Below are 18,649 nucleotides of genomic sequence, written 5' to 3'. Positions count from 1 at the left end.
GAGATTTCGCACATGACGCTGTCCACTAATCTGCCGCAGGGCATGGAAATTACCGGTGACATCAAGCCCGGATACGAAGCCATCCTCACCAGCGAGGCCTTGAACCTCGTGGTCAAGCTCACGCGCGAGTTCGAAGCGCGTCGTCAGCAGTTGCTGGCCGTGCGGGTGGAGCGCGCCAAGCGGCTCGATGCCGGCGAACGCCCCGATTTCCTGCCAGAGACCGAACATATCCGCAACGGCGACTGGACCATCGCGCCGATTCCTGCCGCTCTGGAGTGCCGCCGCGTGGAAATCACCGGCCCGGTCGAGCGCAAGATGGTGATCAACGCCCTCAACTCGGGCGCGGACAGTTACATGACCGACTTCGAGGATTCCAACACGCCGAACTGGGACAACCAGATCACCGGCCAGATCAATATGAAGGATGCGGTACGCCGCACCATCTCGCTCGAGCAGAACGGCAAGTCCTACAAGCTCAACGATAAAGTCGCCACGCTGGTGGTGCGCCCACGCGGCTGGCATCTCGATGAGAAGCACGTGCTGGTCGACGGCAAGCGTATTTCCGGCGGCATTTTTGATTTTGCCCTGTTCATGGTGCACAACGCCACGGAGCAACTGGCGCGCGGCGCCGGTCCCTATTTCTATTTGCCGAAAATGGAATCGCACCTCGAAGCGCGGTTGTGGAACGACATCTTCGTGATGACGCAAAACGAGCTTGGCCTGCCGCAGGGCACGATCAAGGCCACCGTGCTGATCGAGACCATCCTGGCCGCCTTCGAGATGGACGAGATCCTGTACGAACTGCGCGAACACAGCTCGGGCCTGAATGCTGGTCGCTGGGATTACATCTTTTCGTGCATCAAGAAGTTCAAGCTGGACAAGGACTTCTGCCTGGCCGACCGCGCCAAGGTGACGATGACTGCGCCGTTCATGCGCGCCTATGCGCTGCTGCTGCTCAAGACCTGCCACAAGCGCAATGCGCCGGCGATCGGCGGCATGGCGGCGCTGATTCCCATCAAGAACGATCCCGAGAAAAATGACGTGGCCATGGGCGGCGTGCGCAACGACAAGGCGCGCGACGCCACCGATGGCTACGACGGCGGCTGGGTGGCGCACCCGGGCCTGGTCGAGCTGGCGATGGGCGAGTTCACCAAGGTGCTCGGCGACCAGCCGAACCAGATCGGCAAACAGCGCCCCGACATCGACGTCACGCGCGAACAACTGCTGGACTTCAAGCCGGAAGCGCCGATCACCGAGGCGGGCCTGCGCTACAACATCAACGTCGGCATCCACTACCTGGGCAGCTGGCTGGCCGGCAATGGCTGCGTGCCGATCCACAACCTGATGGAGGATGCGGCCACGGCCGAGATCAGCCGCTCGCAGGTGTGGCAATGGATCCGTTCCGACAAGGGCGTGCTGGAAGACGGCCGCAAGGTCACGGCAGACATGGTGCGCGCCATGATTCCGGAAGAGTTGGCGAAAGTGCAGCACGACGCGCCTGGCGGTGACGGCCCAACCTATCCTCGCGCCGCGCAAATCTTCGAGGAAATGTCTACCTCGACCGAGTTTGCGGAGTTTCTGACCCTGCCGCTGTACGAAGAAATCTAGACTTCAGCCCGTCATCCCCGCGAAGGCGGGGATCCAAGCTGAGTGCCCAAGCACGCGGCGCCTGGATCTCCGCCAGTGCGGCGGCCGATACCGCACCTCGCCACAATCAAATCAAAAATCGTTCTTCCACAAGCGCAGCGCCGTAAACGTGGCCAGCGGCGTATCCATTCCATCGAGCTTGCCAGCCTTGACCAGTTGCTGCGCGATCGCCGGTTCGCGGTAGCGCAGGAACGGGTTGGTGGCTTTTTCGATGGCGATGGTGCTGGGCACCGTGGGCAGGTTGTGCTCGCGCTTGTCGGTCTCCACTTTTACCCTTTCCTGCAGCGCGACATTGTCGGGCTCAACCACGCGGGCGAAGCGCAGGTTGGATAGGGTATATTCATGGGCGCAATACACCTTGGTATCATCGGGCAGCGCGGCCAGCTTGCCGAGTGAGCTGATCATTTGAGCCGGCGTGCCTTCGAACAAACGGCCGCAGCCGCCCGCGAACAGCGTGTCGCCGCAGAACAGCCAGGTCGGTTCGCCATCTTGCGGCGCACGCACGTAGGCAATGTGGCCCATGGTGTGGCCGGGCACATCGAGCACGCTCACGCGCAGCGCCAGTCCGGGCACGTCGATCTGCTTGCCTTCGCCGACCGGCAAGGTGACGGTGGCGATGCTTTCGTTGCGCGGTCCGTAAACGGGAACCTGGTAATGCTGTAATAATTCGGGGACGCCGCCAATATGGTCAGCGTGATGATGCGTCAGTAGAATGGCGGTCAACCTGAGGCCGTGTGCTTTGAGCGCGGCCACGACCGGTTTGGCTTCACCGGGATCGACGACTGCGGCATGCACGCCGTCATGGATCAGCCACAGGTAGTTGTCTTTGAACGCTGGAATCGTAAGAACACTGAGAGCTTGTTGAGAAGATATGGTCATTGGATCGCTAAAGGCTGGACATGGATAAAGCAGGTTCGGAGCAGTCCATTATAGCGCTGGAAGGCTGGCTGCAAACGCCCGCCGGTGTGTACATGCGTGCGTGGGAACAAACCTGTCTCGATAATTTAACGGTCGATATTTTCGGCTACAACGCGGTGCAGATCGGCCTGCCGCAGATCGATGCGCTGGCCGCCAATCGCATGCCGAACAAATGGCTGGTGGACCGCAAGGTGCGGCCCGAAAATATTGTGCCGTCCGCGCTGCCGGCACTAACCGGCCAGCCGGAAACGGTCATCGAGTTGCCGGCGGCGCCTGCGCTGCGACCGGTTTCGCTCACCTGCGATTTTACCGAATTGCCGTTTGCCTCGCACAGCCTGGACCTGGTGGTACTGCCGCATGTGCTCGAGTTCTCCACCGATCCGCACCAGGTGCTGCGCGAAGTGGAGCGCGTGCTGATACCGGAGGGGCAGGTGATCATTTGCGGTTTCAATCCCACCAGCCTGTGGGGTGCGCGCCATGTACTGCGGCGCGTGGGCGGCGCCTCGTTCCTGCCGCCCACCGAATCGCTGATTACCATGCCGCGCATGCGCGACTGGCTCAAGTTGCTCAATATGGGCGCCAGCCACAGCCATCTCGGCTGTTACGCGCCCGCCTGCCGCACAGAAAAATGGCTGCAACGCTACGCATTCATGGATAATGCCGGTCCGCGCTGGTGGCCTTTCTTCGGCGGCGTGTACGTCATCCAGGCCATCAAGCGCGTAAAGGGCATGCATCTGATCGGCCCGGCCTGGGCCAAGAAATCGGCCACCGCCCCGGCGGTGGTGCCGGCAACTAACAAAAGACGGGAACAGCAGGATGGATAAGGTAGAAATTTTTACGGACGGCGCATGCAAGGGCAACCCTGGCCTGGGCGGCTGGGGCGCCTTCCTGGTGGCCGGCAACTCCGAAAAGGAAATCTGCGGCGGCACGCGCGACACCACCAACAACCGCATGGAATTGCAGGCGGTGATCGAGGCGCTGAGCATCCTCAAGCGCCCGTGCGACGTGGTGCTGCACACCGACAGCCAGTACGTGCAAAAGGGCATCAGCGAATGGATCCACGGCTGGAAAGCGCGCGGCTGGAAAACCGCGTCCAAGGAACCGGTCAAGAACGAAGACCTGTGGAAGGCGCTCGACATTGCCCAAGCGCTGCACACGGTGGAATGGCGCTGGGTGCGCGGCCACAACGGCCATCCCGGCAACGAGCGCGCCGACATGCTGGCCAATCGCGGCGTGGAAGTGGCGCGCGCTGCCAGCAAAAAGTAAAACCGGCCGGCCTGTTATACTAGGCCGCTTGTCTGTAGCAATCACCGAAATACTATGCGCCAAATCGTACTCGATACCGAAACCACCGGCATCAACCCCAAGCTGGGCAACCGCATCATCGAGATCGGCTGTGTCGAACTCGAAAACCGCATGCTGACGGGGAATAACTTCCACGTCTACATCAATCCCGACCGCGATTCGGAAGAGGGCGCGCTCAACGTCCACGGCCTGACCACCGAGTTCCTGAGCGACAAGCCGCGCTTTCACGAAATCGTCGAAGACTTGCGCGCCTACATACAGGGCGCCGAAGTCATCATCCACAACGCGCCGTTCGACCTGGGTTTCCTGAACCACGAATTCAAACTGCTGAACCTGCCGGATTTTTCCAGTCACATCGGCAGCGTGATCGACACCCTGGTGCATGCGAAAGAACTACACCCGGGCAAGCGCAACTCGCTGGACGCGCTGTGCGACCGCTACGGCATTTCCAACGCCCACCGCAAGCTGCACGGCGCGCTGCTCGACTCGGAGTTGCTGGCCGACGTCTACCTGGCGATGACACGCGGCCAGAACAGCCTGGGCATGGACGTGGAAGAAGTGAAGCCCGCCGGCAGCGAATTGCTGGCGCCAGTGGCCATGGCCGACATCATTTTCCTGCCGGCCTCGGACGACGAGCTGGCCGCGCACGTGGAAGCGCTGGCGGGGCTGGACAAGGCGGTGAAAGGACAGTGCATCTGGACTGCCGCCATGGCGCCACAACTGCCGGCGTAAGGCAAATCGGAAGAATTTTCACGTTTGCCCTTCCATTTTACGCAGGACGTATCGTATAATTCGCCTCGCTTCGGGAGGTTAGCTCAGGGGTAGAGCACTGCATTCACACTGCAGGGGTCGCAAGTTCGAAACTTGCACTTCCCACCAAGAATTCGTTTTATATCAAAGGCTTACGCGGTTTTCTGCGTGAGCCTTTTTTGTTTGGTATAAAAAAGTATGAAATACTTTTGGAGATTTTTACGGCTCTTGGTAGCCCCTGCCGGACAGAATCGTTTTTGACGTGGTCGCTATTAACAATTCCCGGTGAACAGACCGCCATGGACGTGCCTGAATGGTGGATCCAAGAGTTGTTCGGCGCATTGTGAGCATCAGAGCGTATGCGGCGCCAAGAACCCCCGCCCATGCCTCGCTAACGCCGTACTTGGCTCGTAGCGAACGCCTAGTGGTGTCGCTGAGCTCCCAAGGAGAAACCCTTAGTAAGCTCAAGCGCCGAATCGCGCCGCTATGGCTTCCACCGCAGACTATTTTCCACGCGGTCGATACTCACTGCCGCTTTTTAGCTGAGTCTCACGCTCCAGCGTATCCTTGCCGATAATCCTCAGTGTATTGCCGCCCTTGGCCTGAACCGTCTCTTCGCGATCAGGCACCCGGATCTTCGCCGTGAAACCTATTTCTGCGACGAGATCGACGTATTGAGTGCGGAAGGCAGTCAGCTCAGCTTCGTTAATCACGGTGCTCATCGACAGGGTTTCGCCTGGGTTCAAGGTGGTAAGGTCCTTGAGCAAGGCCCTGTCGGGCATGCCCAGCTTTAATATCTTTTGCTGTCCTGTCTCGCGGTCGGTCAACGTCATCGTGGGGCCGCGCGACTGCAAGTAGCTGCGTGGGAAACCGATGGGGTAGGACTCCGTGTTTTTTACGGTGATTGCAATTGGCATGTACATGCCGGTAAAAATGCACGCCGGATTGTCTTCGCATGCCAGGCTCACCGAGAAGGTAGGCTGTTCCATTTTTGCTCCTGTCGACAGCATTGGGATGGTCAACACCAAGGCTGCAAAAAATAATGTTAAACGATGTCGCATTTGATTTTTCGTCCGATCCGGGCCGTCAGCAACTCTTGTACTTCGATCGCGATATTCCACGCATGTCGGCGGTTGATCACCGTCGAATCGTAAGTATTGTAGATATTGTTACCGGTTTCCAGTTCCTCGCTGTCCAGTGCCAACGCTGGTACCGGCTTGTCCATCGTGCCGTCGGGCTTGAAGTAGCCGACCGTTTCGTCGAAATCGGTATACGAATACTCGTCCGGCAGTCCGCAGCAATGGCCAAATTCGTGGGCGTGGGTCTGTTCCGTCGTGCCCAGCGATACGTCGATGAAGCGTCCGCTGACCTGCTCGCGATCGAATTTTTTATGAACCCGCATCACGTAATGTTCCCCTGAATCCACCCACACCGGCTTGTACACGATCGGCAGCACCTTGGTACCGCACTGCGGATCGGTAATCTGGATCTTCAGCTTGTTGTTCCAGACGCTGGTGATCCCGCGCATGGCAATCTGCTTGACCAGCTCGACCACCGTGGCCCGCGTTTGCTTGCGTTTCGCTGCCGATGGTGTGCCCTTGTCTTGCGCCTCGAGCGCCTGGCCGGCGGGATCGAGCGCCGCCATGACTTTTATCCTTACTTCAACCACCACCGGCTGGTTGGTCTTCACCGGAACGTGGAGCTTGAACCAGATTTCATCCTCGTAGGCATGCGGCGTGCCATCGTGCTGGAATGGCTGTGAATAGCGGCCGTACGAAGGGCCATCAATTTCTTTTTCATAGTCGTCGATCCAGCACGCGGGAAGTTTGACTTTGACTTCCTTGCGCCCTTTGACTTCGATCGGTGTTGTCGTCGATTTTTCTGCGGCCTTGAATTTCGGTTCCTTCGGTTCGGGCGCCGGTGCAGGCGTCGAGCTGCCAGCCGGCGTTTTGCGCGCCGGAGATTCGCCGGGCGCTGGGTTCGATCCTATACCGGTAACGTTCAGCAGTTCAATCACCAGCGCTTCCGCCGCCGCTGCCGCCACCACGTGCGTGAGGCCCTTCTCGTCGGTCATGCCGGTTTCGTACGTGCCATCCTCGCGCTTGATGCGGTACGGCTGGCGCGGCATCAATTCGCCCGTATCACGATCCTTCAGCACAAATCCTTCATCGAACAGCTTGATACGTGTGTCGGGCAGAGGCGTGGCTACCGGGGGCGCGCTGGCGCCGCCGGTAAACACATGTTGCCCACCCTTCACCGTAAAGTTCCCCGGACAGGCAAACGTAATATTCCCACCCTCAAGCGTCACCGAAGACTGCCCGGCCTGCAACACGATCTTTTGATTCGCCTTCACCTCGATCACATCGTTCACCGAGATCACCGTGATCGCCTTGTCCGCCAGGATTTCCAGCTGATCGGTGTGCGCCTGCAGCGACAACGGGCCGTTGCCAGCGATCGCCTGGATGCCGCCTGCGTGGGTGAACAACCCGGTCGCATTGGCCGACACCGACGCCACCGTGAAGCCGGCCGCCAGGTGTAAATCAGACTGCGTGGTCCATTGCAACTGGCCACCGGCAAACAGCGCAGTCGATGCTGGCGAAGCCCAGTTGATGCTGGCCGGCGCTTCCATCAGCACCACCGGCTGCGCGAACTTTTCCACCGGCGCGGCGCTGTCCGGGTCGCGCTTGCCTTCCACGGCCTTGAGCGGTTCGTGGCCGCCGACGGCGCCCTCGAATTTACCCTTTCGTTCGGGATCGATCTGGGCGATGAAGTCGGTTTGCGCTTCGCCTGCCGGCTTGCTCGACAACGCGCTGTGCTGCGTGGCGGCGTCGGCCAGGACCTTGTTCAGCTCGGACGCGCTTTTCAGTTGGCCGATTGCTTCCTTGCTGTCGAGCTGGGTGGAGGTGACGCTGGCGCCTTGTTGCGGGCGCGCGGTCGCTGAGATCAGCAGGCCTTCGCCGGAGCGCACCACGCCCCAGGCGTCGGTGCGCAGCTCGAAACCGTAGCCACGGAACGCGCCGCGCTGGGCCGAGGTCGGGGCCTGGTGCACCAGGTAGCCCAGGTTCAGTTGGGTGGCGGCGCTCGACGTGGCCAGGCGCGTGCGCAGCTGCCCGGGCGTGTCGTCGACCACCCACTGGTTGAAGCCGCCGCCGTCGAAATTATTGCTGTGCATGCCCGAGATGACGCCGGCGTGGTTGACGCCGCTGTCGATGCCGGCAGCGTAGGGCGGTGTATCGGATCCGGTGTAGAGCTGGGCCACCACCAGCGGGCGGTCCATGTCGCCTTCGATGAAGTCCACCAGCACTTCGGTGCCGATGCGCGGGGTGAATTGCGAGCCCCAGTTGGGGCCGGCCAAGGCTTCTGCCACGCGTACCCAGGTGCCGGAGGCGTCGTTGCCGGGGGCATTGCCTTTCGGGTCGCTGTTATGGGGCAGGCCGCCGGCATTGGTGTTGGCGCCGCGCTGCCAGGCGAACTGGATGCGTACCTGGTGTTCGCGCGTGGTGGTGTTGACGGCATCGGGCAGGCCGACGACCAGCGCCGTTTGCGGGCCCAGCGCGGCGCCGGCATAGCGCGCGGCGGCGGTGCGCGGGACGATGGCGACGGTGTCGCGTACGCAACCAAAACGGTTGCGGTAGGTGCCGTTCTCGACGCTGCTGCCGGCAAATCTGGCCAGCGTAGCGATGCCGGCCTTGGCTGCCTTGAACAGTTTGCCGATGCCGTCCATGGCTGGCATGACGTTGTTGCGCGCTTCGTGTTCGACCCACAGCGTGGTAAAGCCATTCTCGCTGGCATAACGTTCGTGCTGGGTCAGGTGGAAGCGGTGGCCCTCGGCCATGCGCCGCACGGCGCCCTGGCCCTCGAACAGTTTGTTGTCGAGTTCGAGCGCTTGCAGCATCAGGCGACTGTGCGGGTCGGCGGCGGCGGTGTCTTCATGGCGCCGCTCGGCGCTGCCATCGTAGATCGACAGGGCCGGCATGTCGCCGATGTCGAGGCTGGTGCTTTGTTCGGCGGCGGGCGCCACCAGTTGGGTCGGGTCCCAGCTGCTGATAGTGACCGCGTTGGCCTGGATGCGGCGCTGCGCGTTGAATTCGTCGATGGCGTCGTCGGTGTCGGTGGCGCGCACGCCGTGGAAGCGCAGGTCGGCGCCGCCCAGGGTGTCCGGCAAGACCGCCTTGCTGTCGAAGAACACCACCTTGTGCTTGGCCTGCTGCTGGCCTTCGGTCGCGGCGCTGCTGTCGTCCTGGCCGTCCTGCTCGTGCTCGAACCGCCAGCTCAGGCCTTCGGCCGCGAGCACGCGCTGGAGAAATTGCAGATCGCTTTCGCGGTACTGGGTCCAGATCGGCCGCACGGCCAGGGTCTGCGTGACGTCGAACTCAAAGCGCACCTGCGGGTAGTCGGCCAGCAGTTCGGTGACCAGGTCCTGGGCGTTCTTGTCCTGGAAAATATAGCTGTCGCGGCGCAAGCCGAGCAGGGCCAGGCCCGGTTCGAGGCGCAGCCGGTAGCGCGCCATGCCGCCGTCGGCGCCAAGCCAGGCGGCGTCGGTGCAGATGCCGTGCCACGAGCGGCGGCTGCCGTCGGGCTGCAGCAGCTTGAGCGTGATCTCTTCACCGATGAAGTCGGCCAACTCGAGGTCGGTCGAGGTGCTGAGCGCGTCGATGTCGAAGCGGAACAATTCATTGACCGCTTCGCGGCCGGTGAAGTGTTCCGGCATCAACGCCTGCGGCAGGGTGGAATCCTGCGCGCTGGCGAGCGTGATCAGGCGCGCGTTTTGACTGAGGCCGGTTCCGAATACGCTGTCCACGGCGGACGCGCCCGTCAGGTCGGACAGCGACATCACGGCAACGTGATGGTCAGGTTGGCCTGCTTGGGCGCGAGCTTGACCACGTCGTTGTACGCGCTCATGCTTTTCTCGGTGCCGTGGCCCAGCATGCTGCGCAGACCGATGTAACCGAGCGCGCAGATCAGCGCAAATACCGAACACAGTACCCACAGCGGAACGTCGTTGCGCAGCTTGTGAATGATCTGGTCGGGGCGCTCGGCGTGCGGTGCGAAGCCGGACTTCTTGCCCTTCATTTGGGCGATCTCGTCACCGAGGCGGGCGGTCAGGTACGCCAGTTTTTCCGTGCCTTCGATGATGTACTTGCCCTGGAAGCCCAGCAGCAGGCACATATGGAACACTTCCAGCGCCTGCAAGTGGACGGCGCCGCGGGCGCGCAAGCTCTCGAGTCGGTTGAAAAAATTCTCGCCGGCCAACTGGTCGCCGAACAGCACCAGTTGCAATGGCCGGCGTTCCCAGGCGTCACGGATGCCATACGGCGAGCGCAGGATGATTTCGTCCACCGCTGCGCAGAACGCGTACTTGGCGTTGTCGATGTCGTCCGGCGAGGCGCCCTGTTTTTTTGCGCCGCGCGTGAAGTCGTCGAGGAAGTGCGTCATCTTGCTGATGAAGTCGGCATTGGCTTGCGGTCCGTTGCCGTTCTTGAGCATGAACAGGGCGTAAAAGCCGTCGTACATGAGGTCCATCAACGTGTGTTCGGTGCCCGGGCCGGCAGCCACGCTGGCCGAAAAGGCCGGCTGTCCGCCGGGGATCAACGAAGGAGGAGCGGTAGTGGTCATGATGTTGTCTTCAAGAAGTTACGGCAACCAGGTCGAGTTTCAGGTCGCGCATGCCGGACGGTACGTAGATCGAAATCGATTGTGCCTGCAGCATGCGCTCATACATCTGGCCCTTGGCCTCGAGGGCGAAATAATAGGTGTCGGGACGCACCGGCACCGCGGCCGGCACCTGCGGCGCATGCGCCAGGCGCACGCCCGGCATGGCGGAGAGCACGAATTTTTCGACGTCGTCCGGCGCACCGATCTTGAAGCGCAGCGGCACCACGTCCACCAGTTCCACGCCGGGCAGGTCGGCCGACACGCCGAGGTAGAACGTGGTCTTGTCGTCGATCTTGCCCGAGTCGAGCTTGCCGTGATGGTAAGACGGCTTGATCTCGGTGAGCGCAATGGCGAAATACTTGGACGAAATCACGGTGTCGAGCAGTTCGCGGATGATGCCGTGCAGGCGCGCAAAGCCGGGACCGGGGTTCAGGTGATCGTAGGCGGGCAGGTCGCTCAGCGCCAGGCCCTTCGAGAACGTCATCAACGCACCGGACAGGCTCAGCAGCTGTTCGTACAGCCGTTCCGGGTGCAGTGCCGGATGGTGGAAGTAGTGGCTCAGCGCAGCGTAAGCCGAGCTGGCCGTGTGCAGCAGCCAGAACGAGGACATGTCGCCGGAACGGAATTCGATCACGTTCTTGCTCGGTTCGCGGTGGTGGCCATAGAGTGCATTGACCTTCGCTTGCAGCGCATCGAGCAGGCGCCGCAGTTGCAGGAACAGCAGCGGCGCGCTGCGGATCGACAGGCTCGGCGGAATGAAGCTCGGGTCCTGTTCGAAGCCGCCGGTGGACAGGCGGCGCAGGCGCAGCAGCGGCATCGTTACGTACGAGTCGCGCGGCTCCATTTCCGACACCAGGCGCAACGATTTTTTCAGGAACGTCAGCTGCGCGTGGGCCGCCTGGGTAAACAGGTCGGGGGTGTCGACGTTGTTCTGGGCGTAGCGCGCGGTGTTGGCCGGCTGGCCGTCGGGCGCGAAGTTGCCACCGAAATGCTTGAAGGCGGGCAGGGCGGCGTAGAACGTCAGCGCCTGCTGCGATTGCGGGATATTGCTCAGGTCGATTTCCGGCGGCAATTCATCGTTGCCGGGGCCTTGGTAAATTTCGCCGTCCTGGAACACCAGCGCCAGGTCGAGCACGCGCAAGGTGTTGTTGACCAGCGCATCACGGTCGAGCTGCAACTGGCCCACGCCCCAGGCGTACGGGTGCAGCGCCTTGACGCTCTCGTGCAGCCGCTGTTCATGGTAACGGTCCTGCTGCTGAAAGTGTTGCGGACGCAGGAACAAGCCCTCGCCCCATAAAAGTTTTCCGGTATTGCTCATCGATGACTCCGCCTTCTGCCTGCGTCCCGGCATGGTCTCCCACACCGTTAAAAGTAATGCCCAATCACAACTGCCAGAACAATAACATTTTCTGCGAACAGTGTGATGTTTCTCTGGGGTAACGTGTTAAGCTGTGAAATGTTTCTTAGGTGGAAACTTATGCAGCTTTTTACCGCTGAGCACGTATTGTACGAGGTAAATATTAAATTTATGCTACTCTGCGGAAAATGAGAAATAAGCAACTTTTTATGTCAACTTTTGCAACTGTTGAAAAGACCGTTTTTTACGCGCTCTTATTGAGATTGAGGACTACATGATTACTACGATGCACTTTCGTCGTCTGCTGGGCGGCGCCGCTTGCCTGATGGTATTGACCGCCTGTTCGACCGCGCCGGTGGCCCCGCCTGCGCCCCCACCGAAACCCACCATTGCCGACCTGATGGGCAAGGCTGCTGCGGTGGACACCGCTGGCCAGAAGGAAGCGGCCATGACCATCTGGAAACAGGCGGCAAGCGAATATCCGGCAGACAAAACGCCGTGGACCCGCATGGCGCAGACCAAATACGATGCAGGACAGTATGGCGAAGCCATCGTCAACGCCCAGGAAATCCTGGTGCGCGACCCCAACGACCAGTTAGCCAACAGCATCATCGCCATCAGCGGCTTGCGCCTGTCCACCCGTGCGCTGGCCGATCTGAGCCGTCAAAACAATCTGTCCGGTTCACTGCGCACGGAATCGCAAGACCTCGCCAAGCTGCTGCGCGAGAGCCTGGGCGAGCAAGTGCTGGTGCCGCCAGTGCGTGAGAAGCCGGTCGTCGCGCCTGCCCGCGACAAGGTGGCGCCGGTTCGTCGTGGTGCGAAAAAAGTTGCCGAGCCGAAGGCTGATCCCTTCGACGCGTTGAAGTAATTGCCGGTTTTGTAGTCTATCCACGCGGCGGCTTGACCTGCAAGCTGCCGTCTATCTTGAAATGGGGATGTCATGTCGAAAAAAGAGAGTGTTCAGAAACGCCTGCAAAAGGTGCGTCCGCCGCGGGTCCAGATGACTTACGACGTCGAGATCGGTGATGCGATCGAAAACAAGGAGTTGCCGTTCGTAATGGGTGTGGTCGGTGATTTCGGCGGTAACTCCGAGGTCGAGCAAAAGCGCCTCAAGGAACGCAAGTTCGTCGGCATCGACCGCGACAACTTCGACGAAGTGATGAAAGGCGTGGAACCGCGCGCCAACTTCCGCGTGCAAAACGAACTGAGCGATGGCGGCGGCGAGTTTGCGGTCGACCTCAAGTTCAAGTCGATGGACGACTTCCGTCCGGAGTCGCTGGTCGAGCAAGTCGATCCGCTGCGCAAGCTGCTCGAAGCGCGCACCAAGCTGGCCGACCTGCGCAACAAGCTCGCCGGCAACGACAAACTGGAAGACATCCTCAACGATGTCCTGCACAGCACCGAAAAAATGGCCGCACTGGGCCAGCAAACTACTGACAAGAAAGACTGATCATGTCCGTCCAAACTTCCTCTTCGTCGGCCGGCGCGGCCACCACCGAGCTGGCCTTGCTCGACCAAATCGTTGAACAGAGCAAGGTTGCCAAGTCGAGCGTGGAGCACGCGCGCGCCAAGGACATCATCGCCGAGCTGGTCAACCAGGTGATGGATGGCACTGTCGTGGTGTCGGACAACCTGGCCGCCACCATCGATGCCCGCGTGGCCGAGATCGACGCACTGATTTCGCGCCAGCTCAGCGCCATCATGCACGCGCCGGAATTCCAGAAGCTCGAGAGCAGCTGGACCGGCCTGAACTACCTGGTCAAGAACTCGGCCACCGGCCAGAACCTGAAGATCAAGATGCTCAACGCCACCAAGCGCGAGCTGGTCAAGGATTTCCAGAGCGCGCTTGAGTTCGACCAGTCGACCATGTTCAAGAAAGTGTACGAAGAAGAATTCGGTACTTTCGGTGGCGCGCCGTTCGGCGCACTGCTGGGCGACTTCGAGATCACCCGCCAGCCTGAAGACATGTACTTCATCGAACAGATGTCGCACGTGGCTGCCGCTTCGCACGCGCCGTTCATCTCGGCCGCCTCGCCGGAACTGTTTGGACTGGAAACCTACAGCGACCTGGGCAAGCCGCGCGACCTGTCGAAAGTCTTCGACACCGTCGAGTATGCCAAGTGGAAATCGTTCCGCGAGTCGGAAGATGCGCGCTACGTCGGCCTGACCCTGCCGCGCTTCCTGGGCCGCCTGCCGTTCAATCCGGCCGATGGCGCCACCGTCGACGGCTTCAATTTCGTCGAAGACGTCGATGGCACCGATCACCAGAAATACCTGTGGTGCAACGCCGCTTACGCGTTCGGCACCAAGCTCACCAACGCTTTCGAAGACTACGGCTGGTGCGCGGCGATCCGCGGCGTGGAAGGCGGCGGCCTGGTCGAAGACCTGCCGACCCATACCTTCAAGACCGACGAAGGCGAAGTGGCGCTCAAGTGCCCGACCGAAATCGCGATCACCGACCGCCGCGAGAAAGAGCTGAGCGACCTCGGCTTTATCTCGCTGGTCCACTGCAAGAACACCGACTACGCGGCCTTCTTCGGCGCCCAGTCCACCCAGAAAGCCAAGAAGTACAACACGGACGCGGCCAACGCCAACGCCGTGTTGTCGGCCCAGCTGCAATACATCTTCGCGGTTTCCCGCATCGCCCACTACATGAAGGCGATGATGCGCGACAAGATCGGCAGCTTTGCCGCCGCTTCCAACGTCGAGGATTTCCTCAACCGTTGGCTGACCCAGTATGTCCTGCTCGACGACAACGCCAGTCAGGAACAGAAGGCCCAGTTCCCGCTGCGCGAAGCGTCGGTGCAGGTGTCCGAAGTGCCGGGACGTCCAGGCGTGTTCCGCGCCGTGTCGTTCCTGCGCCCGCATTTCCAGCTCGACGAGCTGTCCGTATCACTCCGTTTGGTCGCGGAGTTGCCGCAATCGACCAAATCATAATTTTTTAACCCATAACCGAAAGGAATAACATGGCAATCGACGTCTACCTGCAAATCGACGGTATCAAAGGCGAGTCCACCGACTCCACCCACAAAGACTGGATCGAGTGCAAGTCGGTCAAGTGGGAAGTGCTGCAGCCTAAGTCGGCGACGGCATCGACCGGTGGCGGCCATACCGCTGAGCGTACCGAGCACAAGGATATCGTGGTGGCCAAGCTGGCCGACCTGGCAACGCCTCTGCTGCTGCAGAATTGCTCGTCCGGTAAAACCATTCCTAAAGCAAAATTCGAGTTCCTGCGCGCCGATGGCCAGGGCGAGCGTATCAAGTACTTCGAAATCGAACTGGAAAACGTGCTCATCAGCAGCGTCGCTCCATCGGTGGCGCCTGGCGACATCCTGATGGAAGACTTGTCGATCAAGTATTCGCGCGTGAAGTGGAAGTACACCCAGCAAAAAGTGGGTGGCGGTTCCGGTGGTAACACGTCCGGTAGCTGGGATCTGTCGGCCAACAAAACGGCCTAAAGCAGTCGACGCACGGTGCGCGGCGGCGTCGGGGCGCCGCGCGCCGTTGCCTGGACGTGAAATGCCCCAGGTCCATCGTGGCCACCGCCGGCTGTCCGACGCAGCCGGCGGCAGCCCGATTTAACTGTTTTTATCAGGAAGCACATGAAAGGTTTTTCGCCGGGCTTGTTCGACCGCTTGATGGATGCTCCGGTCCATGGCGCCACCGCAGCCACCGTGACCCGGTTGTCGATCGAAGAACTCAAGGACACCGTTGCCCGCGATCTCGAAGCGCTGCTCAACACCCGTTCGGTGTTCAGCGAAGAGCTGCTGAAAAAATTTCCCGAGTGCGCGCGCTCGATCCTGACCTATGGACTCAACGATTTTGCCGGCCTCAGCCTGTCGAGCTTCGATGATCGCGCGCTTATCTGCACCGGCCTCGAAAAAGCCATCGCTCGCCACGAGCCACGCCTGCGCAATGTGCGGGCGTCGCTGGAAGTGCGCGAGGGCCAGATCAATCGCCTCAATTTCGCCATCACCGCACTGCTGGTGGTGAACGCGGAGCAGGAACCAGTCAACTTCGACGCCGTCCTGCAACCATCCAGTCTGCATTACACAATAAGCAAGGCGCGCCGCCTGGCGTCGCCGGGAGTCTGACTTGGAAGAATTATTACCCTATTACGAACGGGAACTGGGATTCCTGCGCCGCTATTCACGTGAATTTGCCGAGCGCTATCCGAAGATCGCCGGTCGCCTGCTGATGGGCGGCGAGGTGTGCGAAGACCCGCACATCGAGCGCATGATCCAGTCGTTTGCGCTGCTCAATTCGCGCGTGTCCAAGCGGCTCGACGACGATTACCCGCAATTTACCGAAGCGCTGTTCGAGGTGCTGTACCCGCACTACCTGCGGCCATTTCCGTCGTGCTCGATCGCGCGCATGGACTACAGCGCCGCTGCCGCCCAGCTCACCACGGCCAGCGAAATCGCGCGCGGCACCGAGCTCGATACGCGCCCGGTCAACGGCGTGGCATGCACTTTCCGCACCTCCTACCCGGTGACGGTTGCGCCGATCGCCCTCAGCCACGCGTCATTTGCCGCCATCATCGATGCGCCCGAAGCGGTGATGTTGCCGCCCAATGTGAGTTCGAGCGTAAGCATCACCATCGAAACCACCGCCGCCCAGGTCACCCTGGGCCAGCTTGGCATCGAGTCGCTGCGCGTGTTCATCGACGGCGAGCCGTCGTTTTGCGCGGCCCTGCGCGACGCGCTGTTCATGCGCACCGTCAAGGCCTGGGTGGAACCGGAAGGCAATGGCCGCTGGTCGGCCCTGGCCAAGGTGCCGGTCAAGCCGGTCGGCTTCGACGAAGCCGATTCGCTGATTCCGTTTTCGTCGCGCTCGCATTCGGCGTACCGCCTGCTCACCGAATACTTCTGCTTCCCGGAAAAATTCAATTTCTTCGATCTCGACCTGCAAGAGATCGCCCGCATGCTGCCCGCCGGCGTCAAGCGCTTTACGCTGCACCTGGGCCTGTCGGGCATGCGCACTGATTCCAACAATGCGCGCATGCTGGGCACCATGGCGACGACCAGCCTGCTGCTGGGCTGCACGCCGGTGGTGAACCTGTTCCGCCAGCGTGGCGAGCCGATCCGTGTTAGCCACACCACCGCCAGCTACCCGGTGCTGGCCGACGCCCGCCGCGCCTATGCGTTCGAGGTGCAGGCTATCGATTCCGTCAAGCTGGTGCGGCAAACGCCGCAGGGCGAATCGGTGATCGAATTCCGGCCATTCTATTCGTTGCGCCACGGCGAGACGCCGGAAAAGCAGGGCCACTACTGGGTCATGCGGCGCGACGAAGTCATCGCGCAGAAAAGTCCCGGTTACGAAACCGAGATCTCGATCGTCGACATCGACTTCGATCCGGCCGCCATCGAGACCGATACCCTGAGCCTGGAGCTGACCTGCACCAACCGCGACCTGCCGGCGTCGCTGACGTACGGCATGCGCGGCGGCGACCTGTTCCTCGAAGGCGGTTCGAGCGTGCGCAGCATTACGTTCCTGCGCCGGCCCACCGCATCGTTCCGGTTCGAGCGCGGCCGCGGCGCCCACTGGCGCCTGATCTCGCACCTGTCGCTCAACCACCTGTCGCTGGCCGGCAGCGGGGTGGAGGCGTTCCAGGAAATGCTCACCCTGTACGACTTGCCGCGTTCGGCCATCTCGCAGCGCCAGATCCGCGGCATTTGCGCGATCGACAGCAAGGCCGCCAACGCCTGGTTGCCCGGCAACCCGTTCGCCTGCCTGGTGCGCGGCATCGAAGTGCGCCTGACCATCGACGAGGAAGCCTTCGTCGGTAGCGGCATCCACGCGTTTGCCCACCTGATCGAACGCTTCCTGGGCCTGTATGTGCATGCCAACAGCTTTACGCAACTGGTGATCATCGCCAAAAAATCCGGAGAGGAGCTGTGGCGATGCACACCACGAAGCGGCGATTTGACCCTAGTGTAATCGAGCGCCTGTTCGCGCAGCCGTACCGCTTCCAGTTCTTCCAGGCGGTGCGCATGCTCGAGCTGTGGCTCAAGCGCAACGGCTTGCCGCACCAGCAGGCCGTGTCCGGCTTCCTGCGCTTCGAGAATTCGTTGTCGCTCAACTTTCCGGCCAGCCAGCTCGAGGCGATGGAGCCGGAGCCGCGCACCATCGCCCGCGACGGCGCCGCCCTGAGCGACGCACTGGCCAGGGGCGAGCTGCGCTACGTGCGCATCACGCCGGCGTTCATGGGTTTCCTGGGCACGGCCGGCGCCTTGCCCGCCCACTACACCGAGCGCGTGGCGGCGCACGCCTTGTACGACAAGGACGATGGTCCGCGCGCGTTCCTCGACACCTTTTCCAACCGTGCGCTGGCCCTGTTTTACGAAGCGTGGCGCAAGTACCGGCTTGAACTCAAATACCAGATCGACGGCGAAGACCGCTTCCTGCCGCTGCTGCTGTCGCTGGCTGGCGCCGGCTTTCCGTCGCTCACGCACCGCCTGTCCGACGGCGGCCAGGGCGTGCTCGACGAATCGGTTGGCTATTTTTCCACCGCCATGCGCCACCGTCCGGCGTCGGCCGCGTCGGTGGCGCAGGTGCTGAGCGAGTATTTCGGCCAGCGCATTGCGGTCACCCAGTTCATCGGCGCCTGGTACGACGTGCCGTTGTCGCAGCAGAGCATCCTCGGTGGCGACAACACCCAGCTGGGCGCCAGCGCGCTGGTGGGCCAGCGCGTGTGGCAGCGCGACTTGCGCATGCGCCTCACTGTGGGACCGCTGCCGCGCGCCGCGTACGAGTCGTTCCTGCCCGGCGGCGTGGCCGCGCGCGCGCTGGAAAAGATGCTGACCATGTTCACCGGCCTGTGCCTTGAATACGACGTGCAGCTGGTGCTGCGCGCGCAGGACGTCGATGGCGTTACGCTGGAAGAACCGCGCGCCGGCGGGCGGCTGGGCTGGGACAGCTTCCTGATCACCGGCGACGAACGGTGCGACCGCGCCGATGTGCACTACCAGATCCACACGCTCTCATAACCCCTTTCCACCAACGACATTACATAAC

16 protein-coding genes and 1 tRNA gene are annotated in these 18,649 nt (G+C 61.6%); 12 read left to right on the top strand and 5 right to left on the bottom strand.

What is annotated here, in order from left to right; genetic code table 11:
* Positions 1-12 precede the first annotated feature (12 nt).
* Positions 13-1,608, top strand: coding sequence for a malate synthase A (aceB, locus tag J2X54_RS07960; protein ID WP_310179661.1), 1,596 nt, complete (start codon positions 13-15; stop codon positions 1,606-1,608).
* A 111-nt stretch (positions 1,609-1,719) separates the two neighbouring features.
* Here aceB and gloB read toward each other — a convergent pair whose 3' ends face one another.
* Positions 1,720-2,526, bottom strand: a complete 807-nt coding sequence (gene gloB, locus J2X54_RS07955) for a hydroxyacylglutathione hydrolase (RefSeq protein ID WP_310179659.1) — start codon at positions 2,524-2,526, stop codon at positions 1,720-1,722.
* Positions 2,527-2,546: 20 nt separating this feature from the next.
* Between gloB and J2X54_RS07950 the strand changes: the two genes are divergently transcribed.
* The 4 genes from J2X54_RS07950 to J2X54_RS07935 all read left to right on the top strand — a co-directional run bounded on the left by J2X54_RS07950 (position 2,547) and on the right by J2X54_RS07935 (position 4,749).
* The gene (locus tag J2X54_RS07950; RefSeq protein WP_310179658.1) at positions 2,547-3,389 is read left to right on the top strand and encodes a class I SAM-dependent methyltransferase; all 843 of its coding nucleotides are present in this window, start codon (positions 2,547-2,549) and stop codon (positions 3,387-3,389) included.
* Positions 3,382-3,831 (top strand): ribonuclease HI, encoded by a 450-nt coding sequence (rnhA, locus tag J2X54_RS07945; RefSeq protein WP_019920826.1) that lies wholly within the window; start codon positions 3,382-3,384, stop codon positions 3,829-3,831. The genes J2X54_RS07950 and rnhA overlap by 8 nt, the downstream gene beginning before the upstream one ends.
* Before the next feature lie 54 nt (positions 3,832-3,885).
* Positions 3,886-4,602 carry a DNA polymerase III subunit epsilon gene (dnaQ, locus tag J2X54_RS07940; RefSeq protein WP_070252000.1) on the top strand — a complete coding sequence of 239 codons (717 nt, stop codon included), beginning with the start codon at positions 3,886-3,888 and terminating at the stop codon, positions 4,600-4,602.
* A 72-nt stretch (positions 4,603-4,674) separates the two neighbouring features.
* Positions 4,675-4,749: transfer RNA gene (locus tag J2X54_RS07935), tRNA-Val, on the top strand.
* Positions 4,750-5,123: 374 nt separating this feature from the next.
* Here J2X54_RS07935 and J2X54_RS07930 read toward each other — a convergent pair.
* The 4 genes from J2X54_RS07930 to tssK are packed head-to-tail and all read right to left on the bottom strand — an operon-like array spanning position 5,124 to position 11,593.
* Positions 5,124-5,609, bottom strand: a complete 486-nt coding sequence (locus tag J2X54_RS07930) for a hypothetical protein (protein WP_310179656.1) — start codon at positions 5,607-5,609, stop codon at positions 5,124-5,126.
* 56 nt (positions 5,610-5,665) lie between these two features.
* Positions 5,666-9,454 carry a type VI secretion system Vgr family protein gene (locus J2X54_RS07925; protein ID WP_310179655.1) on the bottom strand — a complete coding sequence of 1,263 codons (3,789 nt, stop codon included), beginning with the start codon at positions 9,452-9,454 and terminating at the stop codon, positions 5,666-5,668.
* Positions 9,454-10,236 (bottom strand): type IVB secretion system protein IcmH/DotU, encoded by a 783-nt coding sequence (gene icmH / locus J2X54_RS07920; protein ID WP_310179654.1) that lies wholly within the window; start codon positions 10,234-10,236, stop codon positions 9,454-9,456. The genes J2X54_RS07925 and icmH overlap by 1 nt, the downstream gene beginning before the upstream one ends.
* A gap of 10 nt (positions 10,237-10,246) precedes the next feature.
* A complete protein-coding gene (gene tssK / locus J2X54_RS07915; RefSeq protein ID WP_310179653.1) occupies positions 10,247-11,593 on the bottom strand; it encodes a type VI secretion system baseplate subunit TssK in 1,347 nt (448 codons plus the stop codon).
* A gap of 313 nt (positions 11,594-11,906) precedes the next feature.
* On the opposite strand from tssK, the gene J2X54_RS07910 reads away from it, so the two are divergent.
* From J2X54_RS07910 to tssG, 7 genes are all read left to right on the top strand, one after another.
* Entirely contained in the window at positions 11,907-12,500 is a 594-nt protein-coding gene (locus tag J2X54_RS07910; RefSeq protein WP_310179651.1) for a hypothetical protein, read from the top strand.
* Between the two features lie 72 nt (positions 12,501-12,572).
* Positions 12,573-13,082, top strand: coding sequence for a type VI secretion system contractile sheath small subunit (gene tssB, locus J2X54_RS07905; RefSeq protein ID WP_310179650.1), 510 nt, complete (start codon positions 12,573-12,575; stop codon positions 13,080-13,082).
* Between the two features lie 2 nt (positions 13,083-13,084).
* Positions 13,085-14,569 (top strand): type VI secretion system contractile sheath large subunit, encoded by a 1,485-nt coding sequence (gene tssC, locus J2X54_RS07900; protein WP_310179647.1) that lies wholly within the window; start codon positions 13,085-13,087, stop codon positions 14,567-14,569.
* 29 nt (positions 14,570-14,598) lie between these two features.
* Positions 14,599-15,090 carry a type VI secretion system tube protein Hcp gene (locus tag J2X54_RS07895; RefSeq protein ID WP_310179646.1) on the top strand — a complete coding sequence of 164 codons (492 nt, stop codon included), beginning with the start codon at positions 14,599-14,601 and terminating at the stop codon, positions 15,088-15,090.
* A 144-nt stretch (positions 15,091-15,234) separates the two neighbouring features.
* Positions 15,235-15,726: a type VI secretion system baseplate subunit TssE gene (gene tssE / locus J2X54_RS07890; RefSeq protein WP_310179645.1), complete on the top strand. Its 492-nt coding sequence runs from the start codon at positions 15,235-15,237 to the stop codon at positions 15,724-15,726.
* Position 15,727: 1 nt separating this feature from the next.
* On the top strand, positions 15,728-17,572 hold the full coding sequence (tssF, locus tag J2X54_RS07885; protein ID WP_310179644.1) for a type VI secretion system baseplate subunit TssF: 1,845 nt from the start codon (positions 15,728-15,730) through the stop codon (positions 17,570-17,572).
* Positions 17,536-18,621, top strand: coding sequence for a type VI secretion system baseplate subunit TssG (tssG, locus tag J2X54_RS07880; RefSeq protein ID WP_310179642.1), 1,086 nt, complete (start codon positions 17,536-17,538; stop codon positions 18,619-18,621). Before tssF ends, tssG begins: the two co-directional genes overlap by 37 nt.
* Positions 18,622-18,649: the final 28 nt, after the last annotated feature.

Source organism: Duganella sp. 3397 (assembly GCF_031456625.1).
GTDB classification, from domain to species: Bacteria; Pseudomonadota; Gammaproteobacteria; order Burkholderiales; family Burkholderiaceae_D; genus Rugamonas; species Rugamonas phyllosphaerae.
This window is presented reverse-complemented; position numbering and strand designations above follow the sequence as displayed.